Origin of the sequence: Parvibaculum sp., from assembly GCF_002684405.1 — a bacterium.
Lineage (GTDB): Bacteria > Pseudomonadota > Alphaproteobacteria > Parvibaculales > Parvibaculaceae > Parvibaculum.
Genome location: NZ_NYVD01000030.1, coordinates 1 through 26,798 on the forward strand (window position 1 = coordinate 1; position 26,798 = coordinate 26,798).

Genomic DNA, 26,798 nt, shown 5'->3' on the forward strand with positions numbered 1-26,798 from the left:
CGCCGCGATGGCAACACATCGTATACGGATGATGTAGCCGTCGGCGCCGCCGCCGGGATCGACGCCTCGGTCGTGCCGGGCGATGACGACAATTTCAAGATCACAAGCGCAGAGGATCTGATGCGTGCGACCAGACTGCTCGCCGGTGCGAGCGAATACCGCACCGGGCAAGGCTTCGACGTGCATCGCTTCGGCCCCGGCGATCATGTGATGCTGTGCGGGGTGAAAGTGCCTCACTCTCACGGTCTTCTCGGGCATTCCGATGCCGATGCGGGGCTGCATGCCATTACCGACGCCATTCTGGGTGCCATCGCGCAGGGCGATATCGGCAAACACTTTCCGCCTTCCGATCCGCAATGGAAGGGAGCCTCGTCGGATGTCTTTCTTGCCCACGCATCCAGGCTCGCACGCGAGGCGGGCGCGGAGGTGACCCATGTGGACCTCACGCTGATTTGCGAGAAGCCCAAGATCGGACCGCATGCGGAGGCCATGCGGGCGCGTATTTCGGACATCTTGCGGATCGGCCCGGAACGGGTCAGCGTGAAGGCCACGACGACGGAAGGGCTCGGCTTTACCGGGCGCGGAGAAGGCATCGCCGCCCAGGCCGCCGCGACGCTTCGCTTCCGCTGAAAAGGACGAGAGGACGCTTTATGGCGCAATTCACCAGCCCGCCTCGGGGACTTTCTCTCAGCCATCCGGTGGTGCTGATCGCCACATGGCTCGGCAGCGGCCTGCTGCCCAAGGCGCCCGGCACCTGGGGCTCGGTGGCGGCGGTACCCTTCGCCCTGCTGATCTGGTGGGTCGGCGGCGCGTTCTGGCTGGCGCTTGCCGGCGTTCTCCTGTTCGGCGCCGGGTTATGGGCCTCGCAACGCTATGCGCTGGCGCTGGGGCGCGACGATCCATCCGAGGTCGTGGTCGACGAGGTCGCCGCGCTCTGGCTGGTTCTGGCCGCCCTGCCCGTCACCCCGTTCAACTGGTTCGCCGGGTTCTTGCTGTTCCGCTTCTTCGACATCCTCAAACCCTGGCCTATCGGCTGGGCGGACGGTCGCATCAAGGGCGGGTTCGGCATTATGCTCGACGATGTCATCGCGGCCTTTTATGCCGTGCTTGTCTTCATCGTTGCCGACATTGCGATTGCGAGCCTGATATGAGCCTCTTTCCCACGCGCCTTCTTCACCTTGCGGAATTGCTGGTCGGCGATTTGAAGGATGCGGGGCTGAAAATCGTTACCGCGGAATCCTGTACCGGCGGGCTTATTGCCGGACTTCTGACGGAAGTGCCGGGATCTTCCGCCGTGGTGGAGCGCGGTTTCGTCGTCTATTCCAACGAGGCCAAGCGCGAGATGCTGGATGTGCCGGGCGATCTCATCGCCGATTTCGGCGCGGTGAGCGAACCCGTCGCCCGCGCCATGGCGGAAGGCGCGCTCAACAACAGCCGCGCGCATATCGCGATTTCCGTGACGGGCGTTGCCGGCCCCGGCGGCGGCACGCCGATGAAGCCGGTCGGCCTCGTTCATTTCGGCGCGGCGCGGATGAACCGGCGGCTGGAACATGAGATGGAGAGGTTCGGCGATATCGGGCGCGGCGAGATCCGGATGAACAGCATCGAGACGGCGCTCAACCTTGCGCGCCGGATGATGTGAACGGCGTTAACTTTCCGCCGTGTTCCCGTAAAGTTCGTCCGCACGCTGAAGAAAAGCGCCCATCATCTTCATCAGCGCCCGATCGAAGAACTCGCCGATCAGGCGTTCGAGCATGCGGCTCTTGAATTCGAAGTCGATGGAGAAATAGACGCGCGAGCCGCCATTGGGCAGTTCCTCGAAGCGCCATTTGTTCATCAGATATTTGAACGGGCCCTTGATATAGCCGACATCGATGGTGAGTTTTGCAGGGTCCAGCACGACGCGGCTCGTAAACTGTTCGCGCAGAAGCTTGTAGGACACGATGAGGTCGGCCACGACGATTTCGCCGCCCGGAGCTTCGTCGCCCGCGGGCTCGCGCTTGCGGATGCGGGCCGCATTGCACCAGGGCAGGAAATCCGGATAGCTCGCAATATCGGCGACGAGCGCATACATGTCGCGCGCCGGATAAGGCACGTCCTGGCTCTGCTCATGCGCGGGCATGCGACGCCTCAGGCCCCTTTGCCGTCGACGGCCGCGTTGCGGGCGTCCTGCAGCTTCGCAAAGTCTTCATCGGCATGATAGGAAGACCGCGTCAGCGGGCTCGATGAGACCAGCAGGAACCCCTTGGTCCGTGCAATCGTCTCATAGGATTTGAACTCCTCCGGCGTCACGAAACGGTCGATGGCCGCATGTTTGCGCGTGGGCTGGAGATACTGGCCGATGGTGAGGAAGTCGATATCCGCCGAGCGCATATCGTCCATCACCTGCAGCACTTCCTCGCGTGCTTCGCCAAGGCCGACCATGATGCCGGATTTGGTGAAGATCGTCGGGTCGAGTTCCTTCACCCGCTGCAGCAGGCGCAGCGAATGGAAATAGCGCGCGCCGGGCCGGATCTTCAGATAGAGCCGCGGCACGGTTTCCAGATTGTGGTTGAACACATCGGGGCGCGCTTCCACCACGCGCTCCAGCGCGCCGTCCTTGCGCAGGAAGTCCGGCGTCAGGATTTCGACCGTGGTGCCGGGCGAATATTCGCGGATGCGCTCGATCACATCGACGAAGTGCTGTGCGCCGCCATCGGCGAGGTCGTCGCGGTCCACCGAGGTGATGACGACATGGCGCAGGCCGAGCTTGGCCACGGCTTCCGCCACATGTTCGGGCTCTTTCGTATCGACGGGGGCCGGCAGGCCTGTCTTCACATTGCAGAAGGAGCAGGCGCGCGTGCAGGTGTCGCCCAGGATCATCATGGTGGCGTGCTTCTTGGTCCAGCATTCGCCGATATTCGGGCAGCCCGCTTCCTCGCACACCGTGACAAGCTCGTGATCCTTCACGATCTTCTTCGTCTCGCGATAGACGGGCGAGCCGGGCGCCTTCACGCGGATCCATTCCGGTTTGCGCAGAATGGGCGTGTCGGGGCGATGGGCCTTTTCAGGGTGGCGCGGGCGCGGCTTCGCGCTTTCCGCCTGCGTTTTATCGACGATCGTGACCATAAGCTCCGCCATATGCCGGGATGTTCAGGACATGGATAGACGTTCTGACAGATTCAAGCAAATCGTGCGTGAATCCGGATTCAATTCAAGCCGAGGCGGGTAAACTGCGCCTCCGGCGCTTCCAGCTCGCGCAGGGCGCTTTCGAGCGCTTCGGCCAGTTCCTTTTCCTTTGCGGTGCCGGCGAGATTGCGCTCCTCTTCAGGGTCTTCGGAAAGATTGAAGAGATGGTTGCCGGTGAATTTCGCCCGCGCCCAGAAGGGAACGGCGTCGCTCTCGTCCCATGGCTGATGGATGACCGGCACATTGCTGCCGGGCATGCGATCGAGAAAGGCTCGGTCATCGGGCAGCGGCAATTCCTGCTCTCGCGTCAGTACATGCGTCGGCATGGTGGACCAGCGATTGGAGAGCATGGCAAGCGGCGCGTTGCTGTCCTTCGGCGCGCGGGCATATTTGTGCGTGCCGTCGATATAGTGGACCTCCCTGCCCCAGACGCCAGTGAGCAGCCAGTCGCGCACCGACTTCGCCTCGCCGGACAGAAGCGGCAGCAGGGATTTGCCATGGGTGCGCTGGCGCGCCTCGACGCCGAAGAGATCGGCGAGCGTGGCGAAGAGATCGACGCTGGTGGTGAGCGCGTCGCATGTGCCGGGCGCGACGCCGGGATGGGCAAGCATCAGCGGGATATGGCCGAGCGGCTCGTAAACGGGCACGCCGGGCTTGCCCCAGATATCCTTCTCGCCGAGATAATGGCCGTGATCGGTGCAGAGGATGACGAGCGTGTCGTCCCACAAGTTATTGCGGTCCAGCGCGTCGAGCAGCTTGCCGAACCAGGCGTCGATCATGGTGAGCTTGCCGCCGTAGCAGGCGCGGATCTGTTTTGCCTGCCGTTCGTCGATGATGCCCTTCTCGATAGCGCCCCGGATATAGGGCGGCCAGATGAGATGGGGGCCCTCCCAGTCGGCGTCATACATGGAGGCATAGGGCTCGGGCGTATCGAAGGGCTCATGCGGGTCGAACTCATCGACGAACAGCATGAAGCGGTCGTAATGGCCCGCATTCTCGTCGATCCAGCGGGCGGCGGCGCCCATGGTGCGGGGGCCGGGAAAGTCTTCCTCGCCCTTGAACCAGCCGCGTGAATTGTCATAGGGCATGTGGCGGTCGAAGAGGAGCTGCGGCGCACCGGCCCAGCTCGGATCGGGCCGCGTCTTCCACGGATCGCCCTCATGGCCGCGCTGATAATCCCAGGCGGAGAAATCGACGTGGTAATTCTCGCCACCCGTTTCGAAGAGATGGGGATGGTCGGAGATGAGCTGCGTCGTCACGCCCTTCGCGCGCAGCTCATAGGTGATGGCGTCTTCCCAGATTTCGATGGAGCCCCAGGGCCGCCAGAGAAAATCGAGCGCGCCGCAGAGAATGTCGTGCCGCGCAGGCATGCAAGGCAATGAGCCGGTGAAATGGTTCGTGAAGCGCGTTGCGCACGCGGCGAAGCGGTCGAGATGCGGCGTTGCGAACTCGGTGCCGCCATAGGCGCCCAGCATGTGGCGGTTGAGGCTGTCGAGCAGAATGACGACGGCATTCGCCGGCTTCTTCAAGCCGGTCTCTTCGGTACGTGCCATCCGGTCTCCTCCCCCATGCGGCGCGACGAATATTCCTTTAAGGCTACTCTTTCCGGGCGGCTCTTTCAGCCCTGCGGCGCGAGGCCCAGAGATTGAGCGCTTCCACGCCGACCGAGAAGGCCACGGCGAAGTAGAGATAGCCCTTCGGAATATGGAAATGCAGGCCGTCCGCAATGAGCGAGACGCCGATCAGGATGAGGAAGCTCAGCGCCAGCATTTTCACCGTCGGATGCTTCTCGACAAAGGCGCTGACGGGCTCGGCTGCGAAAACCATGACGATGACGGCGATCACGACGGCAGTCGCCATGATCTCGAAATGATCGGACATACCGACGGCGGTCATCACGCTGTCGAAGGAGAAAACGATGTCGATAATGGCAATCTGAAGCACGACCATCGCAAGGGCGCTTTTTGCAACCTTTACTGGCCCGCACTGCACTTCCTCCTCGCCCTCCACGGATTCATGGATTTCGAGAGTGGATTTCGCGAGCAGGAAAAGGCCGCCTCCCATAAGCAGCAGGTCGCGCCATGAAACGGCAAAGTCCTCCAGCGTGAAAACGGGATCGGTCAGCGTGACCACCCAGGCGGCGGACGCCAGCAGGCCGAGCCGCGTGACCACGGCGGCCAGCAGACCGAGCCTTCGGCCGAGCTTCTGCTGACTTTTCGGCAGACGCCCGGCGATAATCGACAGGAAGATCAGATTGTCGACGCCGAGAACGACCTCGAGCACCGTCAGCGTTGCAAGGCTTGCCCAGGCACCGGGCGTCAACAAAATGTCGAACATATTCGCCGTCAGATATGGAGTGCTCTCTGATACGCATCGAGCACGGACTCATGCATCATCTCCGACAATGTGGGATGTGGGAAGATGGTGTGCATCAGCTCGGCTTCGGTCGTCTCCAGATTTTTGGCCACCGTATAGCCCTGAATGAGCTCTGTCACCTCTGCGCCGATCATATGCGCGCCGAGCAGTTCGCCGGTTTTCTCATCGAAAATGGTCTTGATGAGCCCCTGATCCTCGCCAAGCGCGATGGCCTTCCCATTGCCGGTGAAGGGAAAACGGCCGACCTTGACCTTGTGGCCCTGCTCCACCGCCTGCGCCTCGGTGAGGCCGACGCTGGCAATCTGGGGCGCGGAATAGGTACAGCCGGGCACTTTTTTCGTGTCGAGCGGATGAAGCCCCTTCACGCCCGCCATATGCTCCACGGCGATGACGCCTTCATGCATGGCCTTGTGGGCAAGCCAGGGCGCGCCGACGAGATCGCCGATGGCATAGACGCCCTTCACGCCGGTGCGCAGCCATTCGTCCACGACGACATGGCCTTTCTCGACCTTGATGCCGGCGTCTTCCAGCCCGATCTTTTCCACATTGCCGGTGATGCCGACGGCGGAGATCACTCGCTCGACTTCGATGGTTTCGGATTTGCCCTGTGCGTTGGCGATAGTCGCCTTGACGCTGTTCTTCTGCTTGTCGAGCTTTTCGACCTTGGCGCCCGTCATGATTTTCATGCCGCGCTTCTTGAAGGCGCGGGCCGCCATTTTCGAGATTTCCTCGTCTTCGACAGGCAGGATGCGATCCATCACCTCGACGACCGTCACCTCGCAGCCGAAGGCGCGATAGAAACTCGCAAACTCGATACCGATGGCGCCCGAGCCGATGACCAGCAGCGATTTCGGCATGGCGTCGGGCACCATGGCCTCGCGATAGGTCCAGACGAGTTTGCCGTCGGGTTCGAGCCCCGGCAGGGTCCGCGCGCGGGCGCCGGTGGCGAGGATGATGTTCTTCGCCTTCAACGTCTGTTTGCCGTCTTTCGTCTCGGCCTCCACGACACCTTCGCCCGCCAGACGGCCGGAGCCTTCAATGACGTCGATCTTGTTCTTCTTCATCAGGAAACCGACGCCCTTTGAGAGGCGCTCGGAGACTTCACGGCTGCGCTTGACGATGGCGGCGGCGTCATAGGACGGGTTTTCGACCTTGAGGCCGAACTCCTCCGCCCGCTCGATGAGGTCGTAGACTTCCGCCGAGCGCAACAGCGCCTTGGTCGGTATGCAGCCCCAATTGAGGCAGATGCCGCCCAGACGGTCGCGTTCCACGATGGCGGTCTTCATGCCGAGCTGCGCGGCGCGCACCGCCGCCACATAGCCGCCGGGGCCGGAACCGATGATGACGAGGTCGTAGCTTTTCTCACTCATGGGTCCGCCTCCTCACAGCAACATGCGGGCGGGGAATTCCACGAAGCCCTTGAAGGCATCGAGGAAGCGGGCACCGAGCGCCCCGTCAATCGCGCGGTGGTCGCAGGACATGGTGACGGTCATCACGGTCGCCACCTCGACCTTGCCGTCCAGCACCACGGTCCTCTCCTCGCCTGCGCCGACAGCCAGAATGGCGGCCTGAGGCGGGTTGATGACGGCGGTGAAGTGTTTGATGCCGAACATGCCGAGATTGGAGATGGAGAAGGAGCCGCCCTCGAACTCCGACGGTTTCAGTTTCTTGTCGCGTGCGCGGCCCGCCAGCTCTTTCGCTTCGGAGGCGATTTGCGCGAGCCCCTTGGTTTCGGCGGCCCGAAGAATGGGCGTGATGAGACCGCCATCCAGCGCGACGGCGATGCCGACATCGGCATGCTTGTGTTTCAGGAGCGCATCGCCCGCATAGGACACATTCGCCTCCGGCACCTTCTTCAGGGCGAGTGCCGCGGCGCGAATGAGGAAATCGTTCACCGACAGCTTCACACCGCCATCGGCCAACTCATTGTTGAGTTCCTTCCGGACTCGGAGCAGCTCGTCCAGCCTGCAATCCACCGTCAGGTAGAAATGCGGGATTTCCTGCATGGACTGGGTGAGACGGCGCGCAATCGTCTTGCGCATGCCGTCGAGCGGTATTTCCTCGTAAGAGCCTTCCTCGTAGAAAGCCCTCGCGTCGATGCTCTGGGCGGGCGCCATGGCCTGCCCCGCCGCTTTCGATGCGGCGGCGCCGGGCTTTGCGCCTTCCACATCGGCGCGCACGATGCGGCCATGCGGCCCGGAGCCTTTGAGCGACGCGAGGTCGACGCCTTTTTGCGCCGCTATACGGCGAGCAAGCGGGCTGGCGAAGATGCGTTCACCGCTGGCATCCGTCGGCGCGGGGGGCGCTTTTCCGCCGGGGTCCTTTGCGGCCGGCGCAGGCGCCTTTTCGGGAGCGGGTTTCTCGGCCTTCGCCGGAGCGGGAGCCGCCTCAGGTTCACTCTCCGTCTTCTGCGGCGCAGAGGGCGCTCCCTTGGAGGGATCGAAGCCCTCAAGGTCGTCTTCGCTTTCACCTTCCTCCAGCAGGACGGCAATAGGCTTGTTGACGGCGACGCCCTCGGTGCCTTCGGCCACGAGGATTTCGCCGATGGTACCTTCATCGACGGCTTCCACTTCCATGGTGGCCTTGTCGGTCTCGATTTCAGCGATGACATCGCCAGAGCTGACGGTGTCACCTTTCTTGACGTGCCATTTGGCAAGCGTGCCCTCTTCCATGGTGGGCGAAAGGGCGGGCATCAGAACCGGTGTCGGCATGTTTCCCTCCCTCAGCGATAGCAGACGGTTTTCACCGCCTCTATCACTTCATCCGCACTGGGAAGCGCGAGTTTTTCCAGATTGGCCGCGTAAGGCATGGGCACATCCTTCTGCGTCACGCGGAGGATCGGCGCGTCGAGATAATCGAAAGCCTTGGCCTGCACCTGCGCGGCGATCTCCGCACCGACACCGCAATGCGGCCAGGTCTCGTCCACCGTGACGACGCGGTTGGTTTTCTTGACGGACTCGATCACCGTATCGATGTCGAGCGGGCGAATGGTGCGCAGGTCGATGAGTTCGGCATTGATGCCCTCCTCTTCGAGCTTCGCCATCGCATCGAGGCAGTAAGTGATGCCGTGGCTGTAGGAGACCAGCGTTACATCCGTGCCTTCCTTCATCACGCGCGCCTTGCCGATGGGCAGCGTGTAGTCATCGATCTGCGGCACATCGAAACTCTTGCCGTAGAGCACTTCGTTTTCCAGGAAGACGACCGGGTTCGGATCGCGGATGGCGGCTTTCAGCAGGCCTTTCGCATCCATCGCCGAATAGGGTGCGATGACGATGAGGCCCGGAACATGCGCGTACCAGGAGGAATAGTCCTGACTGTGCTGCGCGCCCACACGGGCCGCGGGACCGTTCGGTCCCCGGAACACGATGGGACAGGACATCTGGCCGCCGGACATGTAGCGCGTCTTAGCCGCCGAATTGATGATGTGGTCCATCGCCTGCATGGCGAAGTTGAAGGTCATGAATTCGACGATGGGACGAAGCCCGGCCATCGCCGCGCCGACGCCAAGGCCCGTAAAGCCGTGCTCGGTGATCGGTGTATCGACCACACGCTTGTCGCCGAATTCGGCGAGCAGGCCCTGCGTGACCTTGTAGGCGCCTTCATATTGCGCAACCTCTTCGCCCATGACGAACACACGTTCGTCGCGGCGCATCTCTTCCGCCATAGCGTCGCGCAATGCTTCGCGGACGGTCTGTTCCTCGAATTCGGTTCCTTCGGGCAGCTCGGGATCGGATGCAACCTCGACCGCGGGCGGGGCCGGCGCTTCATCGCCTGCATCGTCGGGTTCTTCCGCCTTCGGAGCTTCGGTCTTCTCCTGCGGCGCAGATGATTCCACCTTTTCTTCGCTCACGCTTTCGGTGTCTTCATCCTCACCGGCCAGAAGTGCGATGACTTCGTTGACCTTCACATTTTCCGTGCCTTCCGGCACGACGATCTTTGCGACGGTTCCGTCATCGGCCGCTTCCACTTCCATCGTCGCCTTGTCGGTTTCGATTTCCGCGATCACATCGCCGGAGCTGACGGTGTCGCCTTCCTTCACGTGCCATTTGGCGAGCGTGCCTTCCTCCATGGTCGGAGAAAGAGCGGGCATGGTTACCTTGATCGACATTGGCTCAGGCCCCCTCGCTCAGTTCCACGACATCCGTCCACAGCTCGGACGGATCGGGTTCGGGTGATGCCTGGGCGAATTCAGCCGCCTCGTTGACGGTTTTCTTGATTTCCTTGTCGATGTTTTTCAGTTCGTCCTCGCTCAGCTTATGGTCCTCGATCAGGCGCTTCCTCACCTGTTCGATGGGATCATGCTCGGAGCGCATCTTGTTCACTTCTTCCTTCGCCCGGTATTTGGCCGGGTCGGACATGGAATGGCCGCGATAGCGATAGGTCATCATCTCCAGGATGTAGGGGCCCTTGCCCGCACGGCACCATTCCACCGCCTTCTGGCCCGCCTCGCGCACGGCACGGACATCCATGCCGTCCACTTCCTCACCCGGGATATTGAAGCTCAACCCGCGCTTGGAGAGGTCGGTCTGCGCCGAGGAGCGCGCCACGCTGGTGCCCATGGCATAGCGGTTGTTCTCGATCACATAGATGACCGGCAACTGCCAAAGCTCGGCCATGTTGAAGCTTTCATAGACTTGGCCCTGGTTTGCCGCGCCGTCGCCGAAGAAGGTCAGGCAGACACGATCCGTATCGTTGTACTGATTGGAGAAGGCAAGGCCCGTTCCGATGGGCACCGGGGCGCCGACGATGCCGTGGCCGCCGTAAAAATTCTTTTCGATGCTGAACATATGCATCGAGCCGCCCTTGCCTTTGGAGTAGCCCCCTTCCCGGCCGGTCAGCTCGGCCATGACGCCTTTCGGGTCCATGCCGACCGCCAGCATGTGGCCGTGGTCGCGGTAGGAGGTGACGACCTGATCGCCGTCCTCGATCGCCCCCTTCATGCCGGTGACAACAGCTTCCTGACCGATATAGAGATGGCAGAAGCCGCCGATGAGGCCCATGCCGTACATCTGGCCCGCCTTCTCCTCGAAACGGCGGATCAGCAGCATGTCGCGATAGGCCTGCATGTCCTCATCCTTGCCGAAATCCGCAGGCGCGCTCCCGGAGGCAGACGACTTCCGGCGAGACGGATTCCTCGACGTGTTTTTGGCGGATGAAGAGGTTTTTCCGGACGTCTTTTTTCCGGAGGTTGCGCTCGTGCGGGAGCGAGTAGCCATGGGGGGCGGCCTCCATATTCAGCTTTTGTGCAGCACCATGTTGCACCTGCTATTGGAGACAGCTTACCGGCTGTTCGTAAAGGTATGTTTTCAAAAAGATTTTTAACGATTAACCTGATTTTGGTTAATCATGCTTCACTGCAATCGATTAGCGTTTTCGGCCGGAACGATCGAGAATGATAATTTCGTTCGGATCAGCATAACCAAGCGTTGCCCGCGCCCGCTCATCGAGCAAATCGGGGTCGAGGCTTTCGGGCCGCAGAAGGGCCACGCGCCTTTCCAGACGCTCCCTTTCGCCGCGGACTTCCTTCAGCTCTCCGTGAAGCGTTTCAACCCGATCCTGAAGCGCCAGCCAGTTGATGAAGCCGTAGCGTCCATGCATCGCATGATAGGCGAAATAGGCAATCGCTATCGCGGCGACGAGCGGTACGAGCGCGTCGCGCAGACGAAGGTTCCGAGAGGGGCGAATCAGGTTCAAAGTCTCCATGACCGAAAGGAATCACATCGTGATTCTTTCGGTCAAGGACTATTGACTCGCCGGAAGCGAAATGATTCTCAAACGGCTCGTTCAGCCCTTCAGAACCGAGGTTCCGGCATATTCCGCGGCCGGCCCCAGCGCCTCTTCAATACGGATGAGCTGGTTGTATTTGGCCAGGCGGTCGGAGCGCGCGAGCGACCCGGTCTTGATCTGCCCGCAATTGGTCGCAACCGCGAGATCGGCGATGGTCGCGTCCTCGGTTTCGCCGGACCGGTGGGACATGACGGCGGTGTAGTGCGCGCGCTGCGCCATCTCCACCGATTCCAGCGTCTCGGTGAGCGACCCGATCTGGTTCACCTTCACGAGAATGGAGTTCGCGACGCCGCGATCGATGCCGTCCTTCAGGCGCTTCTTGTTGGTGACGAAGAGATCGTCGCCGACAAGCTGCACGCGCTCGCCGATGGCGTCGGTCAGCGCCTTCCAGCCATCCCAGTCGTCTTCGGCCATGCCGTCTTCGATGGAGATGATCGGATAGCGGCTCACGAGGTCGACGTAATAGTCGACCATGCCCGCCGCATCGAGCTTCTTGCCCTCGCCCTTCAGATTGTAGACGCCGTTTTCGAAGAACTCGGTCGAGGCAGCGTCGAGCGCGAGGTAGATGTCCTCGCCCGGCTTGTAGCCGGCCTTCTCGATGGCCTTCATGATGAAGCCAATGGCTTCGTCCGTGGAGGACAGGTTCGGCGCAAAGCCGCCCTCATCGCCCACATTGGTGTTGTGCCCGGCGGATTTCAGCTCGCTCTTCAGCGTGTGGAAGACCTCGGAGCCCATCCGCACCGCATCCGCGATGGAAGCGGCGGCGACCGGCATGATCATGAATTCCTGGATGTCGATCGGATTGTCGGCATGTTCGCCGCCATTCACGATGTTCATCATCGGCACCGGCAGGATGCGCGCCGACGGGCCGCCCAGATAGCGGAAAAGATGCTGGCCGAGCGACGCGGCTTCGGCCTTGGCCATGGCGAGCGACACGCCGAGGATCGCATTGGCGCCGAGACGGGACTTGTTCTCCGTGCCGTCGAGTTCGCACATGATCCGGTCGATCTGGATCTGCTCGCCGGCATCCATGCCGCCGATGGCATCGAAGATTTCGCCGTTTACCGCGTCCACCGCCTGCTGGACGCCCTTGCCCTTGTAGCGTTCGCCGCCGTCACGCAGCTCCACGGCCTCATGGGCGCCCGTGGACGCGCCCGACGGCACGGCGGCGCGGCCCAGCGCGCCGTCATCCAGCAAGACATCGACTTCGACCGTCGGATTGCCGCGGCTGTCCAGGATTTCCCGGCCAATGATATCGATGATGGCTGCCATTGAGATTCGCTCCACTGGGTTGTTTTTTCTGGATCGGGACCTGAATGCGCCTGAAAACGCCCGTCCCGGTGCCAGCCTTTCGACCGGCACAGGATTGGGCGTTTTCATAGCGGACAGGCGGGGCCGGCGAAAGCCCCTTAATCCCCCAATTGGAGCCTCATACCATCCCGCGAGGCACGAATATCAGTTGGCCGCCGCCATCCTGGCGGGACCATAGGCACTATCGAGCAGCCATTCGCGGTTCTGGCGGATATAGGCCAGCTGAGCCTCGACGATCGCGCGTCCCAGACCGGCCGCGAAGACCTGCCCGGCATTGCGATCCTGCTCGGCCTCCCGGCGGTCGAGATCCCCGAGTATCCGCTCCGATTCCTCGGTCTGCCGGTCCAGCAGTTCCTCGAGCCTTTCGCGCGGCAGAAACGGCGCGAAGGACAGGATGAAAAGGAATTCCGAGCGGAGCTTGTGCTTGGCCGTGCAGGTCATCAGCGCATCCAGACAGGCGCGCCTCCCCGCTTCGGTCAACTCGTAGATCTTCTTGTTCGGCCGATTGTCCTGTTCGACTTTCTCGAAGGTGACCAGCCCTTCAGTCGCCAGCTCATTCAGCGCCGGATAAAGGTTTGAAAGACTTACATCGAGCAGTTCAGAGATGTCCTGCTCCATGATTTTCTTGATGTCATAGCCAGTGGCTGGACCGCCCATCAATACGCTGAGCAGCAATTCCTTGGTGTTCAACCCGCTTCCCTCCCCGTCAGCAGATTTCATTTCAAAAACCGGTTTTGTCTTTGGTGTGCCCTCCCGGCACTTGCCTCGTGAGTTATTTGTCTATATCGGGTTCATATATAGGTTTTTTAGACCTAGAATGAATAGATATATAACAGATTGACCACACGACGTATCACTCCTCCTCCTCCTCCTCCTCGATCGTCAAGGTCAGCATCCCTCACCACCTCGTAGCCGGCTCCGGCGGGGCCGGCTGCATACTTTACCCAACCGCCGATAGGGAACGCTAACAGGGAACTCCTAGCAGCTAGGGGGGTAACAATATGAAATTACGGGTACTTAGCGGGTCTGTCACCCGCGAAGATCGGCGGAGTACGTTGCTTTCCGCAATATTCGCCGCCTCAGCGCTTCTTGCCGCTACGTTTTCCGGGGCCGCACATGCCGAGGAATTCAAGTTCGGCGACCTCAGCATTTCGACCGCAACCACGCTGAAAGCCGGTGTGACCATGCGTGCAAGCGCGCGCGACTGCCGCCATGTGAACTCCAAGAACGGCGGCTGTGTGCAGGGCGACGGCGCCGGTACCGGCATGAACTCCGACAATGGCAATCTGAACTTCGGCCCGGGCGACATCACCAGCGCCACGGTTCGCGCCACGATGGACATTTCCGGCAAGTGGAAGAATTACGGCTTCTTCGTCCGTCCGACCGCCTTCTACGACCAGGTCTATGCCGCCAACAACATGGACTTCTACGACCTGACGCCAACGGCGCAGGGTGTGGCGAACGGCGAAGCGAAGATTCTCGATGCCTATGTCTATGGCTCCTTCGACATCGCCGGCCACCAGACCACCATCCGCTTCGGCAAGCAGGTGCTGAACTGGGGCGAAAGCCTGTTCATTCAGGGCGGCGTCAACAGCTTCCAGGCCGCCGACGTGACGGCGATCCGCGCGCCCGGTTCGGAACTGCGCGAAGGCTACACGGCCATGCCGATGCTGGTCTTCCAGACCGCGCTGACGCCGGATATCAGCCTTGAGGCTTTCTGGCAGTTCGCCTATTCGATCACGCGCCTCGATCCGGCCGGTTCGTTCTTCTCCACGGACGACATTACGGGACCGGGCTCTCTGCCCTCGGTCCTGAACGCCAATTTCGACGATCCGCAGAACTGCGCACCGGACGGCTCGTATAATCCGGCGGACTACCTCAACCCGAACAGCAACCCGATCTGTCTGGATCGCACGGCGGATCGCGGTCAGGACTCCACCAACCAGTTCGGCGCCGCGCTGCACTATTACGCAGCCGATGTCGGCATGGGAACGGATTTCGGTCTCTACTACATCCGCTTTTCCAGCCGTCTTCCCTATCTTGGCTTCACCAATGGCCCGACGGACTTCCAGACGACCTGCGACACGCTCGCCGGTACGCCGGGCGCTTGCTCTGTGCCTGCTGTCGCCGCCAGCATTGCCCCTCTCGCCTTTGCCATCGGTGCCAACCAGGCAACCTACTTCTACGACTTCCCGACCATCGAGACGATCGGCGCGAGCTTCAACACCACGATCGGCACCACTGCCGTGGCCGGCGAGCTGACCTTCTCGCCGAAGATGCCCTTCGGTATCAACGACAGTGCAATGAACGCTTCCCAGATCGACGGTCTGGGTGCGACCGATCCGCTCGCCGACGCCAATGGCTTGCCGAACGGTCCGATCAGCCTGCTTCCGTTCAATCCCGGTGCAGGTCAGTCGACGCTCTCGCATATCGACCTCGATGCCTATCAGGGACAGTTCAACACGATCGACGCCTTCTCCTCGACGGATCTGATCCCGTCGACGCTGGGCGCCGACAGCGGCTACTTCCTGTTCAACATGGGCTTCGTCTATGTGCCGAACGCAGACAAATATCCGCTGAACCGTGGCGGCGCGGAAGGTGGCTATCCGAATGTTACCGGTGCTGCCATCCTTCAAGGCTCGCCCTTTGCCACCAACCCGCAATATGCGACGGAGTGGTCGACGGGCTATGTGATGCGTCTGGGCGTGGACTACAACAACGCCTTCAATACGCCCTTCACCGTGTCGCCCTATCTGGCATGGCGCCAGGACCTCACCGGCTGGTCGCCCGGCCCGAACACGGCCAACTACCAGCAGGGCCTGAAACAGGTCGGTATCGGTGTCGGCATCGACTACCAGAGCTCATGGCGCGCGAACCTCGCCTATGTGAACACGTTCTCGAACGACTGGACGGTGACGATGACCGACCGCGATTACGTGCAGGCGAGCATCTCCTACGCGTTCTGATCCCCGGATCGGGCCACGACCAACCCCGGGGGCTTCCGCCTCCGGGGTTTTTCTTTTCCGGCACGCGCTTGACGCTGGGGCGAGGCTGCTGTTCAACACCTCGATCCCGGCCTGTACGGCCCTCACGCATCGAAAGAAAATGGCTCAGACCCCGCAAAAACCGGACAAGGCTCTCGTTCTCTTTTCCGGCGGACAGGATTCGACCGTCTGCCTGGCCTGGGCGCTGGCGCGCTATGAGAAGGTGGAGACCATCGGCTTCGATTACGGCCAGAGCCACAAGGTGGAGCTGGAATGCCGTGAGCGGGTGCGTGAGCGGCTCTGCGAGCTGTTTCCCGATTGGGCTGCCCGGCTCGGGCCGGATCACATGCTCGACCTCACCACGCTGGGCGCCATCAGCGACACGGCGCTGACACGCGAAGCCGAAATCGAGATGGGAGAGGACGGCCTGCCGACCACTTTCGTGCCGGGCCGTAACCTGCTCTTCCTCACCTATGCCGCCGCGCTGGGCTATCGCCGGGGCGCCTTCACGCTGGTGGGCGGGATGTGCGAGACCGATTATTCCGGCTATCCGGATTGCCGGGACGAGACCATGCGCTCACTCCAGCAGTCGCTGTCTCTCGGCATGGCAAAGCCCTACACCATCGAAACGCCCCTGATGTGGATCGACAAGGCGGCCACATGGGCTCTGGCGGAAGAGCTGGGCGGCAAGGCACTGGTGGAGCTCATTATCGAGGACACCCATACATGCTACCGGGGCAACCGTCGCCAGCGGCATGACTGGGGCTATGGATGCGGCACCTGCCCTGCCTGCGAGCTTCGCGCGTCGGGCTATGAGAAATGGCGCGCCGCGCAGGCCGCAGGGCGGTAAAGGCGGGGTCCATGTATTCGGTGAAGGAACTTTTCTACACGCTTCAGGGTGAAGGCGCGCAGGCCGGCAGGCCCGCCGTTTTCTGCCGTTTTGCGGGCTGCAATCTCTGGTCCGGGCGCGAGCAGGACCGCGAAAGCGCGCAATGCACCTTCTGCGACACGGATTTCGTCGGCACGGACGGCCCCGGCGGCGGTAAATTCAAAACAGCCGATGAGCTTGCCGATGCCGTCGCCGCGGCGTGGGAAGGCGACACCGACGACACACGCTATGTCGTCTGCACTGGCGGCGAGCCGCTGCTTCAACTTGACAGCGAGGCCATTGCTGCGCTTCATGCGCGCGGTTTCGAGATCGCCATCGAGACCAATGGTACGCTGAAGGCCCCTGAAGGGATCGACTGGATTTGCGTGAGCCCCAAGGCGGACGCCCCGCTGGCGCAGCTCACGGGCGCCGAATTGAAGCTGGTCTTTCCGCAGGCCGCCGCCATGCCGGAACGCTTCGAAACGCTCGCCTTTCGGCATTTTTATCTGCAGCCGATGGACGGCCCCGACCGCGAAGCGAACACCCAGGCCGCCACAGCGTATTGCCTCAAGCATCCGAAGTGGAAGCTGAGCCTGCAAACACACAAGATGATCGGTATTCCGTAATGCGTATCTATAAGGAATTCATGTTCGACGCGGCGCATTACCTTCCTTATGCGGAGGAAGGTCATCCGAACCGCAGAATGCACGGACATTCGTTCCGCGTCGTCGTCTGGCTGGAGGGCAAACCCGATCCGGCGACGGGGCTCGTTCGCCATTTCGAGGATGTAGAACGCGAGTTGATGAAGGTGCGCGGCGAGCTGGACCATCACCTGCTGAACGAGATCGAGGGCCTTGAATTTCCGACGCTGGAAAAGATTTCAGCCTGGATCTGGAATAAGCTCAAAGGCCCGCTTCCGGAGGTCGCCCGCATCGAGATCCATCGCGCCTCCTGCAATGAAGGCTGCGTCTATGACGGGCCGGAGGACAAGGCATGAGCAAGAAAAACGACCCTCACGTCGTGACGCAGCTCGGACAAAACGTGGCGCCAGCGGCCTCGCCCGAGGACGCGCAGCTGGAACGGGTGCCCAATCCTCATCCCGACACGGACTATATCGCCCGCTTCACCGCGCCTGAATTCACCTCCCTCTGCCCCGTGACCGGGCAGCCGGATTTTGCGCATCTGGTGATCGACTATGCGCCGGGCAAATGGCTGGTGGAGTCCAAATCACTCAAGCTCTATTTCCAGTCCTTCCGCAATCACGGGGCCTTCCATGAGGATTGCACCGTCGCCATCGGCAAACGGCTCAACACGCTGCTGAAACCGAAATGGCTCAGGATCGGCGGCTACTGGTATCCGCGCGGCGGCATCCCCATCGACGTCTTCTGGCAGACGGGCAAGCTGCCGGAAGGTGTGTGGGTGCCGGACCAGGGCGTGCAGCCCTATCGCGGCAGAGGCTGAGGCCAGGCCGGGTCTAGTCTAGTAGGCGATCCGGAACCTGTCCGACGGCTTCCCCTCATCGGGCGGCAATATCTCCCTCGGGGGATCGAGTTGCAGCCGCCGTGCGAGGCGTGGGCCGTAATTGGCCGGAACTTCACGCCCGCCCAGGCTGTAGGTCAGGTCGCGCAGATGCTGCGCCAGCGCATACCGATCCCGGATATGGGCGATTTCCTCATAGGGAATAACGTCGCCTATCTGGACGGATAAAGATCCGCCCATCTGCTTTCGCACCTCCCTAAACAGAAGCGCGATGCGCAAGGTGGCGCTGAGATGGCTTGCCGCATGGAAGGCCCAGCCATTTTCTCCCTCGAAATACAGGGGCACCACGCTCGCCCGCGATTTCTGGATGAGCTGCGAGACGAAGGGCTTCCAGGCGGGATCGAAGGCCGGCAAACGGGAGAAGGCGCGCATCCGCGTCGAGACGGTCCCGCCGGGAAAGAGGATCAGGGTCCCGCCCTCGGCAAGGGTGCGGCGGGCCTCCGCCCGGGTCCGCAGATTCGTGGCCATTGCGTCGCGCGTCAGACGGAAGTCGATCGGCAGAGAATTCAGCCGCATCTCTTCCGGGCCGGTCAGAAGCGAGTTGATCAGGATCCGAAAGTCGCCGCGCGCGCGACCGGCGAGCACACAGGCGCCGATCCCGTCCAGCACGCCATAAGAGTGATTTGAGACGAAGATGAGCGGTCCCTCTTTCGGGATCGCGGCAAGCCTTGCTTCGTCATAAGCCAGCCGCAGACGCAGAAGACGCAGCCCCGCCTCGAAAAACGGCTCCTCAGGCCTCGGCGCAGCCCGGTTGCGCAGGTAGAGCTGCATAAGCTCCCGCTGGCCCACCAGACGTTCGATCGTCCGGATGGTTTTCCGCCTCAATGCACTGTCGCCGGGCGCCACGAAACTGAACTGGTCCTCCAGTCCAGGGGGCAACGCCAACTCCGCTTCATCGCTCATGAGAAAAAACTGCCCGCCCGAGGCGACATATTTGTGTCGGCAAACGTATTTCCGCTCTCACGCCGCCGTCGCACCGGACAAGGCGCGCATTCACAAACAGATGCAAAGATTCGTGCGCCGGGCCCAAGCATGTGTCAGTTAAAAAATACCTATTTTAGTAAAGATTACTTTACGCCTCACGCCGCAATGTAACACGGCAAAACTTGCCTACCCGAGATTCCGGGAGCCGAAAGAGCCGTGCGACGCCTCAAGACATTGTTGGGAAGCGCTCCCCACGCCGCCAAGGCCGGGGAAGGCTCTTCCTTTGACATCGAGCAGGAACTCGACGCCATCTACCTTGAAACGGTTTTTCCCGTTTCAATCTGCGCCGTCGTTTTGTATGCGGGTCTCGCGGTTTTTCACCCTTATGCGCTGCCGCCGCACTCCATTCAAATCATGACGGTCATCGCCGGTGCAACGGCGATCGTTTCCGCTGTCATTGCCGGACTGACCTGGAAAAACAAAATCCCGGTCCGTTACGCCTATGTGCCCGGGTTCCTTATTGTCGGGATGGGGCTGCTCAATTCGTCGGTCCATATGTGGCTTCTGCAGGATCTCGATCAGTCCACGAACTTTGCGCTGACTTTCATCGTCGTCGGACTGTTCTTCCTTTCGCGGACCTACCTCGTTATCGCCTATGCCGTCACTCTCGTAACATGGCTTGTGCTGGCCGAAGGGATTGTGGATGTAGAACAGGAGCTGATCCACTTCCTGTTCATGAACATCCTTGCCGTCGCGTTGGGTGTGCTGGCGCAGACCCTAAGGTTGAGGGTGAACCGGCGACTGCTCAAAATGCAGCACAAAGCGGTCCTTCGCGAGAAGCGTCTCGCCGAAGCGCTGGCCAAGGAAAAACTCTACGCACGCGCCGAGAAGGCCAACCGTGCCAAAACCGAATTCCTGGCCAATATGAGCCATGAGCTGCGCACGCCCCTCAATGCGATTATCGGTTTCTCGGAAGCGATGATGCATGAATTTTTCGGGCCGGTCGGAAACGAGCGCTATGCCGAATATATCCGCGACATCAACAGCGCGGGGACCCACCTGCTCACGCTGGTGAACGACATTCTGGACCTGTCCCGCGTCGAACTCGACAACATCAAGATCACGCCCCATGCGCTGGACATCGACGCGATCTGCAACAATTGTCTGGTGATCGTAAGCGGCCGGGCCGAGACCCACGGTGTCCAACTGAACTTTCACAAGGCGCCGTCCCTTCCCGACATCACCTCCGATGAGCGCCGCCTGAAACAGATTCTGATCAATCTTCTCGGCAACGCCGTAAAGTTCACACCGGCAGGCGGCTCGGTGACACTGGACGTTTCCCCGGCGAAAGACGGGGGCATCAACATCAGCGTTTGCGACACCGGCATCGGCATGGATGCCGAACAGCTCAAACATGCGCTGGACCCGTTCTGGCAGGCCGACACAGGGCTCGACCGGTCGTTCGAGGGGGTCGGCCTGGGCCTTGCCCTCACCAATGAACTCGTTCGCGTCATGCAGGGCAAATTCACCATCCAGAGCCAGCCCGGCATCGGGACGACGGCGACCGTAGCGCTGCCGAAAACCATGAAATCCACGATTATCGACCCGACCCGTACACCGGCCGTGGCCTGAGCCGGCTTTTCCTCATCTCCGATGACGGAGAAACAGCCTTGCGTCCTGCCGGTATTTTTTTATAATAACGGTTATGCCAAAACTGATCGACCATATCGAACGCCGCCGAGAGTTCACCGAAGCCGCCATCAGCGTTATCGGCCGGCGGGGTATCGACAATACGCGCCTTGCGGATGTCGCCCGCGCCGTCGGGGCGACCACGGGCGCGCTGACGCATTATTTCGAAGGCAAGGATGCGTTGCTGCTCGCCGCCTTCGATCACCTCGCGCAGCAAATATTGCAGGAGCTGCTATCGGACGACGGGACCGAGGACCTCGTCGCGCGCGCCGCCCTGGCCCTTCCGCTTGACGAGGAAGGCGTTTTGCAATGGCGCGTCTGGCTGTGTTTCCTGAGCCGGGCGGTGGCGGATCCTACCCTCGCCGACATCAACAACCGCTATTACGACGAGTTCCGCGAAAAGGCGGCGAGGATATTGAAGCGGGAACAGGCCAAGGGGCGGCTGGCCCCGGATATAGATTGCGACGTGACGGCGGAAGCCGTGATCGCCGTGGTGGACGGGCTTGGCGTTCATGCCGCCATGCAGCCCGACATATGGACCGCCGAGCGGCTTCAGAACCAACTCGAAGCGATGCTTCGTCCACTCTTGCCGGCGCCGTGAGGCAGGCAGCACATCAGGGAGGAACCACCCCATGCCGAAACTCGAAACGCTGCCCGCCAGCGCCACGCCCGAGGAAATCCTTACCGTTCTCAAGCGCGACGGCGCGCTGATCCTGAAGGACGTGCTGACGCCGGATAAGATCGCGCAGGTAAAAAAGGAGACCATGCCCTATATCGAGGCGACGCCCGAGGGGCAGGACGACTTCACCGGCCACCACACCACGCGCACGGGCGCGCTTGTGGCGCGCTCCGAAGCGTGCCGGGAGATGGTCGCCAACAAGACGATCACCGACGCGGCGCAGGCCTTCCTCAAGCCCTTCTGCGAACGCATCCAGCTTCACCTGACGCAGGTCATCCGCATCAAGCCGGGCCAGCCCAAGCAGCAGATCCATCGCGACCGATGGGCCTGGGGCACCTACATCACGAATGTGGAACCGCAGTTCAATACGATCTGGGCGATCACCGATTTCACCAAGGAGAACGGCGCAACGCAGGTCTGCCCTGGCAGCCTCGACTGGCCGGACAATTACGAACCGTCTGACAACGAGATCGGCTATGCGGAAATGCCGGCGGGGTCGGTGCTTGTCTATTCGGGCAGCGTCTTCCATGGCGGCGGCGCCAATATTTCGAATGGTGACCGCATCGGCATCAACATCACCTACACGCTGGGATGGCTGCGCCAGGAGGAGAACCAGTATCTCTCCTGCCCGCCGGAGATCGCGAAGACGCTGTCGCCAGAGCTTCAGGCGCTGATCGGCTATTCGATGGGAAGCTATGCGCTGGGCTATTACTCGCCGCCGCTCGCGCCCGGCGAGGGCCCGGAAATGGTGCCGCCGGAATATGCGCTGGGAAACACGGACCTTGAGGCCGCGCGGTTTGGCACAGCGGAATTGCTGGAGGAAGTCTCCGCGTCGGTCAGGGGCGAGAAGGCTTAAAGATCAGGTGGCTTTTGCGAGGTCGTCGAAGGCCTTGAGGCGGGTGAGGAGCGCCTCGAGGCCGTCGAGGCGGACCATGTTCGGGCCATCGGAAGGCGCGTTGTCGGGATCCTGATGGGTTTCCATGAAGACCGCGCCGACGCCGATCGCGACGGCGGCGGATGCCAACACGGGCACCATGGCCCGGTCGCCGCCCGAAGAGCCGCCCTGCCCGCCAGGCTGCTGCACGGAATGGGTCGCGTCGAACACGACCGGGCAGCCGCACTGCTCCTTCATGATCGGGATGGCGCGCATGTCGGACACCAGCGTGTTATAGCCGAAGCTCACGCCGCGCTCGGTTGCCATCACATTCGGGTTGCCCGCATCGACGACCTTGTTCACGACATTCTTCATGTCCCAGGGTGCGAGGAACTGGCCCTTCTTGACGTTCACCACCTTGCCGGTGGCGGCGGCGGCTTCCAGCAGGTCGGTCTGACGGCAAAGGAAGGCCGGGATCTGGAGGACATCCACGACGGAGGCCACTTCGGCGCATTGCTCGCGCTCATGCACGTCGGTGAGGACGGGTACGCCGAACTCCTTCTTCAAATCCTCGAAGATCGGCAGCGAGAGCTCGAGACCGAGACCGCGCTTTGCATTGCGGCTGGTGCGGTTCGCCTTGTCGAAAGAGGTCTTGTAGATGAAACCGATGCCCAGCTTAGCCGTGATTTCCTTGATCGCGCCGGCCATGTCGAAGGCGTGCTGGCGCGTTTCGAGCTGGCAAGGCCCCGCGATCAGCGTGAAGGGCTTGTCGTTGGCGATTTCGAGGTCGCCGATCCTGACGGTGCTGTTCGCAGGCATGCGCGTTTGGCCTAACTGTTAAACCAGTCGGCTCTGCTCCACCGCCGCGGCGATGAAGGAGCTGAACAATGGATGTGGGTCGAAGGGCTTCGACTTCAACTCCGGATGATACTGGACGCCAACATACCAGGGATGAGACGGCAGCTCGACGACCTCGGGCAGCAAGCCATCCGGCGAGGTGCCGGAGAAAAGAAGCCCGGCCGCCTCGAGCTTCTCCCGATAGCCCATGTTGACCTCGTAGCGATGCCTGTGGCGCTCCGAAATGGTGGTGGAGCCATAGATCTCCGCCACCTTGCTGCCCGGCTTCAGCGCCGCTTCATAGGCGCCGAGGCGCATGGTGCCGCCGAGGTCGCCATTGGCCTTGCGCTGGACGAGTTCGTTTTCCTTCATCCATTCCGTCATCAGGCCGACCACGGGTTCGTCGGTGGGGCCGAATTCGGTGGAGCCGGCGTTTTCGATTTTGGCCATGTTGCGCGCCGCCTCGATCACGGCCATCTGCATGCCGAAGCAGATGCCGAAATAAGGCACGTTGCGGGTGCGGGCGAAATGCGCCGCCGCGATCTTGCCGTGCGCACCGCGCTCGCCGAAGCCGCCGGGCACCAGAATGCCGTTCACCTCTTCAAGGTAATAGGCGGTGTCCCCGGTCTCGAAGATTTCCGATTCCAGCCATTCGAAATTGACGCGCACGCGGTTGGCGATCCCGCCATGCACCAGCGCCTCGGTCAGCGACTTATAGGCATCCTTGAGGCCGGTATATTTGCCGACGATAGCAATCGTCACATCGCCTTCCGGCTCGCGGATGGCGGAGGTGATGTTGTGCCACTGTGCGAGCTTCGGCTCGGGGCTGTCCTCGATGCCGAAGACGCTCAGGACTTCCGCGTCGAGCCCTTCCAGATGATAGGCGTGCGGCACGTCATAGATCGTGTCCACATCCAGCGCCTGAATGACGCCGGTTTCGCGCACGTTACAGAAGAGCGCGATCTTGCGGCGCTCATCCTTGGGAATGGCGCGGTCGGCGCGGCACATCAGAATGTCGGGCTGGATACCGATGGACCGCAGCTCCTTCACGGAGTGCTGGGTCGGCTTGGTCTTCATCTCGCCCGCGCTGGGAATGAAGGGCAACAGCGTCAGATGGATGAAACAGGTCTGGCCGCGCGGCAATTCGTTGCCGAGCTGGCGGATCGCCTCGAAGAACGGCAGGCCTTCGATGTCGCCCACCGTGCCGCCGATCTCGCAGAGCACGAAATCCACACCGCCCGCGTCGGACAGGACGAATTCCTTGATGGCATCGGTGACATGCGGGATCACCTGAACGGTGCCGCCGAGATAATCGCCACGGCGCTCCCGGCCGATGATGTCCTGATAGATCCGACCGGTGGTGATGTTATCGGAACGGGCCGCCGGCACGCCGGTGAAGCGCTCGTAATGGCCGAGATCCAGATCGGTCTCCGCGCCGTCATCCGTCACGAAGACTTCGCCGTGCTGGATCGGGGACATGGTGCCTGGATCCACATTCAGATAGGGGTCCAGCTTGCGCAAACGCACGGAGAAACCACGCGCCTGAAGGAGCGCGCCGAGTGCTGCGGATGCGAGACCCTTACCGAGTGAGGAAACCACGCCGCCGGTGATGAAGATATACCGCGTCATGGGCTCTCAGATTACATCAACCAAAACGATTCGGTGCGCGCCAATTTGAAGGCGCACCGGTTTTTTTCAAAGAATGAGGGAAACTGTCCGGATTTCGGACGTCCTCACCGGGCCGGGCCCTTACTGCGCCTGCGGAACGCTGGGCTCTTCGCTGGCCGGAGCCGCAGGCTGAGACGGCGCAGCCGCCCCGCCAGACGCTTCGTTTGCGCCGTTTGCGCTGACGTCGGCTCCCGCCTGGGGAGGCGCAACCTCGCCGGAGGCGGCAGGCGGCGTCGCAGCATTGTCGCCCGTGCTTTCGGGAGCCGGCGTCAGACCGCTGCCGACCGGCGCCGGGACGTTGACGTCATTGGTCTCGGCGGGGGCCGAATCCGGCGGCGGAGCGATGTTGTCCAGGATGGACCCGCCGCCACCGCTATAAGACGCCAGAATGCCGAGGCCGAGGCTTGTCAGAAAGAAGAGCCCCGCCAGCAAGGCCGTCGCCCGCGTCAGCGCGCTGCCCGCGCCGCGCCCGCTCATGAAGCCGCCACCATCGCCGCCAATGCCCAGTGCGCCGCCTTCGGAACGCTGAAGCAGAACCACGGCGACCAGCGCCACGGCGATCATGAGATGGATAATCAGAAGGATGGTAGCCATGAAGTATCCGGGGCCTTCCTGCCAGGCAAATGCTGCGTGGTCTTGAGTTCCAGAAAACACAAATTGCCCGGACTCGGGCCTTTTCGGCGCGGTCCGGCTCTTGGCGGCGGGTTTTAACGCAAGACAGGCAAGCTTTCCAGCCCTCTTGCGCCCCAACCCGCCTTCATTTTCAGGCGCTTGCGGCGATGATGCCGTAGAAGTCGTCGGCCTTCAGGCTCGCGCCGCCCACCAGGGCGCCGTTAACGTTCTCCACAGCGAGGAGTTCGGCGGCATTCGAGGGCTTAACGGAACCGCCATAGAGGATGCGGATTTTCTCGCCCTCATCACCAAACCGCCTGACGAGCTGCTTGCGGATTTCCTTGTGGACCTTTGCCACATCCTCGGTCGTCGGGGTGCGGCCCGTGCCGATGGCCCAGACCGGCTCATAGGCGACCACGGTGGTGCGCGCCGCGATGCCGTCGGGCAGCGAGCCCTTGAGCTGGCGGCGGATGACCTTGAGGGTTGCGCCCTCGTCCCGCTCGGCCTCGGTCTCGCCGACGCAGACAATGGCGGTGAGCCCGGCCCGATGGGCGGCCTCGGCCTTGGCGCGGACGACCTTGTCCGTCTCGTCATGATCGGCGCGGCGTTCGGAATGACCGACGATCGCGTAGCGGGCGCCGAGATCTTTCAGCATTTCAGCCGAAATATCGCCGGTATGCGCGCCGGACACCGCAGCATGGCAATCCTGACCGCCAATGGCGACCGGGCTGCCCTTCGCCGTCTCCTTCAGAAGACCGACAATGGTCGCAGGCGGACAGATGAGCACGTCGCAGGCGGGCTTGCCGTCCCTGGCCAGCTTGCGCGCGAGCTTCGTCACCTCGCTTTTCGAGGCACGAAGGCCGTTCATTTTCCAATTGCCCGCGATGAGAGGTTTGATGCGCCGTGCCATTGCTACTGTCTGTCCCTGTCCGATAAGCCGCATTTCCAGAAGGTCGACCGTTTAGCAGAAGCATTGCGGACCGCCAACTGCACCCTTTCCGGCGGCCGATGCCACAGATGCGTCAAATAGAACACACCAAAATCGAAATTCTCATCTTCAAGACTAATTGTTTGCCAAGTAAACGACTCGGGCGTAGGTTGCGCGCGATGGAAAAGCAATTCATGGAAATGGTCCTCTGGACCTCCGGTCGACACTACTCGCCTTCGGGGCCGAGTCGCTTGCGCGCGCTTAAATAAGCCTGCCATATCGACGTTTTGCGGCCCCATCCCACGGATCGGGGCCTTTTTATTTTCCGGGCTCCGGTTCATCGGCTGTCATCCATAACCCGGAGTCACATATGTCTTTCCAATACTATCCGGAATGGCGCTGCGCTTCCCGCTCCGCCATCTGAGTGATCCCGGCCCGCGCCCCTCGCGGACTGCCTGTTTGCGTACTTTAACTAGTATTCGGGCCCTTCGGGCTCATTGACATCTCCGCTTTCAAGCCTCCCGCTTGAGAGAACGGGAGAGCTGTCTCCGCAG

General features: G+C 61.8%; 27 protein-coding genes. 11 read left to right on the forward strand and 16 right to left on the reverse strand.

Translation table 11 applies throughout. The features are described 5' to 3' along the window. From ispF to CMI59_RS02550, 3 genes are all read left to right on the forward strand, one after another. Positions 1–630: 2-C-methyl-D-erythritol 2,4-cyclodiphosphate synthase (ispF, locus tag CMI59_RS02540; RefSeq protein WP_293324295.1), on the forward strand; the 630-nt coding region annotated here is incomplete at its 5' end. A gap of 20 nt (positions 631–650) precedes the next feature. Beyond that, positions 651–1,151 (forward strand): phosphatidylglycerophosphatase A, encoded by a 501-nt coding sequence (locus tag CMI59_RS02545; RefSeq protein WP_293324297.1) that lies wholly within the window; start codon positions 651–653, stop codon positions 1,149–1,151. Continuing rightward, positions 1,148–1,642, forward strand: coding sequence for a CinA family protein (locus tag CMI59_RS02550; RefSeq protein WP_293324299.1), 495 nt, complete (start codon positions 1,148–1,150; stop codon positions 1,640–1,642). The genes CMI59_RS02545 and CMI59_RS02550 overlap by 4 nt, the downstream gene beginning before the upstream one ends. A 6-nt stretch (positions 1,643–1,648) precedes the next feature. Here the strand turns inward: CMI59_RS02550 and CMI59_RS02555 are convergent, their stop codons facing one another. The 11 genes from CMI59_RS02555 to CMI59_RS02605 form a co-directional block, all read right to left on the reverse strand. Beyond that, positions 1,649–2,122 carry a type II toxin-antitoxin system RatA family toxin gene (locus tag CMI59_RS02555; protein ID WP_293324302.1) on the reverse strand — a complete coding sequence of 158 codons (474 nt, stop codon included), beginning with the start codon at positions 2,120–2,122 and terminating at the stop codon, positions 1,649–1,651. A gap of 8 nt (positions 2,123–2,130) precedes the next feature. Then, positions 2,131–3,108, reverse strand: a complete 978-nt coding sequence (gene lipA / locus CMI59_RS02560) for a lipoyl synthase (protein WP_293324393.1) — start codon at positions 3,106–3,108, stop codon at positions 2,131–2,133. An 80-nt stretch (positions 3,109–3,188) separates the two neighbouring features. Further along, complete coding sequence (locus CMI59_RS02565; protein ID WP_293324305.1) at positions 3,189–4,721, reverse strand: sulfatase-like hydrolase/transferase; 1,533 nt, start codon at positions 4,719–4,721, stop codon at positions 3,189–3,191. Positions 4,722–4,764: 43 nt separating this feature from the next. Beyond that, on the reverse strand, positions 4,765–5,505 hold the full coding sequence (locus CMI59_RS02570; RefSeq protein WP_293324308.1) for a TerC family protein: 741 nt from the start codon (positions 5,503–5,505) through the stop codon (positions 4,765–4,767). Positions 5,506–5,513: 8 nt separating this feature from the next. Beyond that, entirely contained in the window at positions 5,514–6,914 is a 1,401-nt protein-coding gene (gene lpdA / locus CMI59_RS02575) for a dihydrolipoyl dehydrogenase (RefSeq protein ID WP_293324310.1), read from the reverse strand. A 12-nt stretch (positions 6,915–6,926) separates the two neighbouring features. Then, the gene (locus tag CMI59_RS02580; RefSeq protein WP_293324312.1) at positions 6,927–8,255 is read right to left on the reverse strand and encodes a pyruvate dehydrogenase complex dihydrolipoamide acetyltransferase; all 1,329 of its coding nucleotides are present in this window, start codon (positions 8,253–8,255) and stop codon (positions 6,927–6,929) included. 11 nt (positions 8,256–8,266) lie between these two features. Then, positions 8,267–9,652, reverse strand: a complete 1,386-nt coding sequence (locus CMI59_RS02585) for a pyruvate dehydrogenase complex E1 component subunit beta (RefSeq protein ID WP_293324315.1) — start codon at positions 9,650–9,652, stop codon at positions 8,267–8,269. Positions 9,653–9,656: 4 nt separating this feature from the next. Then, positions 9,657–10,760 carry a pyruvate dehydrogenase (acetyl-transferring) E1 component subunit alpha gene (gene pdhA / locus CMI59_RS02590; protein WP_293324318.1) on the reverse strand — a complete coding sequence of 368 codons (1,104 nt, stop codon included), beginning with the start codon at positions 10,758–10,760 and terminating at the stop codon, positions 9,657–9,659. A 148-nt stretch (positions 10,761–10,908) separates the two neighbouring features. Then, positions 10,909–11,238: a septum formation initiator family protein gene (locus CMI59_RS02595; RefSeq protein WP_293324321.1), complete on the reverse strand. Its 330-nt coding sequence runs from the start codon at positions 11,236–11,238 to the stop codon at positions 10,909–10,911. 90 nt (positions 11,239–11,328) lie between these two features. After that, a complete protein-coding gene (eno, locus tag CMI59_RS02600) occupies positions 11,329–12,603 on the reverse strand; it encodes a phosphopyruvate hydratase (protein ID WP_293324324.1) in 1,275 nt (424 codons plus the stop codon). A 183-nt stretch (positions 12,604–12,786) separates the two neighbouring features. Further along, positions 12,787–13,332 carry a PadR family transcriptional regulator gene (locus CMI59_RS02605; protein WP_167095219.1) on the reverse strand — a complete coding sequence of 182 codons (546 nt, stop codon included), beginning with the start codon at positions 13,330–13,332 and terminating at the stop codon, positions 12,787–12,789. Positions 13,333–13,697: 365 nt separating this feature from the next. Here CMI59_RS02605 and CMI59_RS02610 point away from each other — a divergent pair, with 365 nt between their 5' ends. The 5 genes from CMI59_RS02610 (at position 13,698) to queF (ending at position 17,955) form a co-directional block, all read left to right on the forward strand. Next, positions 13,698–15,608 (forward strand): DUF1302 domain-containing protein, encoded by a 1,911-nt coding sequence (locus tag CMI59_RS02610; protein WP_167095218.1) that lies wholly within the window; start codon positions 13,698–13,700, stop codon positions 15,606–15,608. 139 nt (positions 15,609–15,747) lie between these two features. Then, positions 15,748–16,476 (forward strand): 7-cyano-7-deazaguanine synthase QueC, encoded by a 729-nt coding sequence (gene queC, locus CMI59_RS02615; protein WP_167095217.1) that lies wholly within the window; start codon positions 15,748–15,750, stop codon positions 16,474–16,476. Beyond that, a complete protein-coding gene (gene queE, locus CMI59_RS02620) occupies positions 16,446–17,120 on the forward strand; it encodes a 7-carboxy-7-deazaguanine synthase (RefSeq protein ID WP_246220529.1) in 675 nt (224 codons plus the stop codon). The genes queC and queE overlap by 31 nt, the downstream gene beginning before the upstream one ends. Then, on the forward strand, positions 17,120–17,491 hold the full coding sequence (locus CMI59_RS02625) for a 6-carboxytetrahydropterin synthase (protein ID WP_293324340.1): 372 nt from the start codon (positions 17,120–17,122) through the stop codon (positions 17,489–17,491). Before queE ends, CMI59_RS02625 begins: the two co-directional genes overlap by 1 nt. Continuing rightward, entirely contained in the window at positions 17,488–17,955 is a 468-nt protein-coding gene (queF, locus tag CMI59_RS02630) for a preQ(1) synthase (RefSeq protein ID WP_293324343.1), read from the forward strand. Before CMI59_RS02625 ends, queF begins: the two co-directional genes overlap by 4 nt. An 18-nt stretch (positions 17,956–17,973) precedes the next feature. Here queF and CMI59_RS02635 read toward each other — a convergent pair whose 3' ends face one another. Next, positions 17,974–18,936, reverse strand: a complete 963-nt coding sequence (locus CMI59_RS02635; protein ID WP_293324346.1) for a lysophospholipid acyltransferase family protein — start codon at positions 18,934–18,936, stop codon at positions 17,974–17,976. Between the two features lie 237 nt (positions 18,937–19,173). On the opposite strand from CMI59_RS02635, the gene CMI59_RS02640 reads away from it, so the two are divergent. The 3 genes from CMI59_RS02640 (at position 19,174) to CMI59_RS02650 (ending at position 22,181) form a co-directional block, all read left to right on the forward strand. Then, positions 19,174–20,589 (forward strand): ATP-binding protein, encoded by a 1,416-nt coding sequence (locus tag CMI59_RS02640; RefSeq protein ID WP_293324349.1) that lies wholly within the window; start codon positions 19,174–19,176, stop codon positions 20,587–20,589. Between the two features lie 73 nt (positions 20,590–20,662). Continuing rightward, the gene (locus CMI59_RS02645; protein WP_293324352.1) at positions 20,663–21,247 is read left to right on the forward strand and encodes a TetR/AcrR family transcriptional regulator; all 585 of its coding nucleotides are present in this window, start codon (positions 20,663–20,665) and stop codon (positions 21,245–21,247) included. A gap of 31 nt (positions 21,248–21,278) precedes the next feature. After that, positions 21,279–22,181, forward strand: a complete 903-nt coding sequence (locus CMI59_RS02650) for a phytanoyl-CoA dioxygenase family protein (RefSeq protein ID WP_293324354.1) — start codon at positions 21,279–21,281, stop codon at positions 22,179–22,181. Positions 22,182–22,184: 3 nt separating this feature from the next. Here CMI59_RS02650 and kdsA read toward each other — a convergent pair whose 3' ends face one another. From kdsA to tpiA, 4 genes are all read right to left on the reverse strand, one after another. Then, complete coding sequence (kdsA, locus tag CMI59_RS02655) at positions 22,185–23,018, reverse strand: 3-deoxy-8-phosphooctulonate synthase (RefSeq protein ID WP_293324356.1); 834 nt, start codon at positions 23,016–23,018, stop codon at positions 22,185–22,187. An 18-nt stretch (positions 23,019–23,036) separates the two neighbouring features. Then, complete coding sequence (locus CMI59_RS02660) at positions 23,037–24,665, reverse strand: CTP synthase (RefSeq protein WP_293324358.1); 1,629 nt, start codon at positions 24,663–24,665, stop codon at positions 23,037–23,039. A 120-nt stretch (positions 24,666–24,785) separates the two neighbouring features. Then, on the reverse strand, positions 24,786–25,298 hold the full coding sequence (gene secG, locus CMI59_RS02665) for a preprotein translocase subunit SecG (protein WP_293324361.1): 513 nt from the start codon (positions 25,296–25,298) through the stop codon (positions 24,786–24,788). 169 nt (positions 25,299–25,467) lie between these two features. Further along, entirely contained in the window at positions 25,468–26,226 is a 759-nt protein-coding gene (tpiA, locus tag CMI59_RS02670) for a triose-phosphate isomerase (protein WP_293324364.1), read from the reverse strand. Positions 26,227–26,798: the final 572 nt, after the last annotated feature.

Coding starts and splice junctions, on each gene's coding strand:
- CMI59_RS02545 (WP_293324297.1), top strand. CDS start 651: ATGGCGCAATTCACCAGCCCGCCTCGGGGACTTTCTCTCAGCCATCCG.
- CMI59_RS02555 (WP_293324302.1), bottom strand. CDS start 2,122: ATGCCCGCGCATGAGCAGAGCCAGGACGTGCCTTATCCGGCGCGCGAC.
- CMI59_RS02660 (WP_293324358.1), bottom strand. CDS start 24,665: ATGACGCGGTATATCTTCATCACCGGCGGCGTGGTTTCCTCACTCGGT.
- queF (WP_293324343.1), top strand. CDS start 17,488: ATGAGCAAGAAAAACGACCCTCACGTCGTGACGCAGCTCGGACAAAAC.
- kdsA (WP_293324356.1), bottom strand. CDS start 23,018: ATGCCTGCGAACAGCACCGTCAGGATCGGCGACCTCGAAATCGCCAAC.
- tpiA (WP_293324364.1), bottom strand. CDS start 26,226: ATGGCACGGCGCATCAAACCTCTCATCGCGGGCAATTGGAAAATGAAC.
- lipA (WP_293324393.1), bottom strand. CDS start 3,108: ATGGTCACGATCGTCGATAAAACGCAGGCGGAAAGCGCGAAGCCGCGC.
- pdhA (WP_293324318.1), bottom strand. CDS start 10,760: ATGGCTACTCGCTCCCGCACGAGCGCAACCTCCGGAAAAAAGACGTCC.
- CMI59_RS02645 (WP_293324352.1), top strand. CDS start 20,663: ATGCCAAAACTGATCGACCATATCGAACGCCGCCGAGAGTTCACCGAA.
- CMI59_RS02565 (WP_293324305.1), bottom strand. CDS start 4,721: ATGGCACGTACCGAAGAGACCGGCTTGAAGAAGCCGGCGAATGCCGTC.
- CMI59_RS02570 (WP_293324308.1), bottom strand. CDS start 5,505: ATGTTCGACATTTTGTTGACGCCCGGTGCCTGGGCAAGCCTTGCAACG.
- CMI59_RS02550 (WP_293324299.1), top strand. CDS start 1,148: ATGAGCCTCTTTCCCACGCGCCTTCTTCACCTTGCGGAATTGCTGGTC.
- CMI59_RS02635 (WP_293324346.1), bottom strand. CDS start 18,936: ATGAGCGATGAAGCGGAGTTGGCGTTGCCCCCTGGACTGGAGGACCAG.
- CMI59_RS02650 (WP_293324354.1), top strand. CDS start 21,279: ATGCCGAAACTCGAAACGCTGCCCGCCAGCGCCACGCCCGAGGAAATC.
- CMI59_RS02585 (WP_293324315.1), bottom strand. CDS start 9,652: ATGTCGATCAAGGTAACCATGCCCGCTCTTTCTCCGACCATGGAGGAA.
- queE (WP_246220529.1), top strand. CDS start 16,446: ATGGCGCGCCGCGCAGGCCGCAGGGCGGTAAAGGCGGGGTCCATGTAT.
- CMI59_RS02580 (WP_293324312.1), bottom strand. CDS start 8,255: ATGCCGACACCGGTTCTGATGCCCGCCCTTTCGCCCACCATGGAAGAG.
- eno (WP_293324324.1), bottom strand. CDS start 12,603: ATGGCAGCCATCATCGATATCATTGGCCGGGAAATCCTGGACAGCCGC.
- lpdA (WP_293324310.1), bottom strand. CDS start 6,914: ATGAGTGAGAAAAGCTACGACCTCGTCATCATCGGTTCCGGCCCCGGC.
- CMI59_RS02625 (WP_293324340.1), top strand. CDS start 17,120: ATGCGTATCTATAAGGAATTCATGTTCGACGCGGCGCATTACCTTCCT.
- queC (WP_167095217.1), top strand. CDS start 15,748: ATGGCTCAGACCCCGCAAAAACCGGACAAGGCTCTCGTTCTCTTTTCC.
- secG (WP_293324361.1), bottom strand. CDS start 25,298: ATGGCTACCATCCTTCTGATTATCCATCTCATGATCGCCGTGGCGCTG.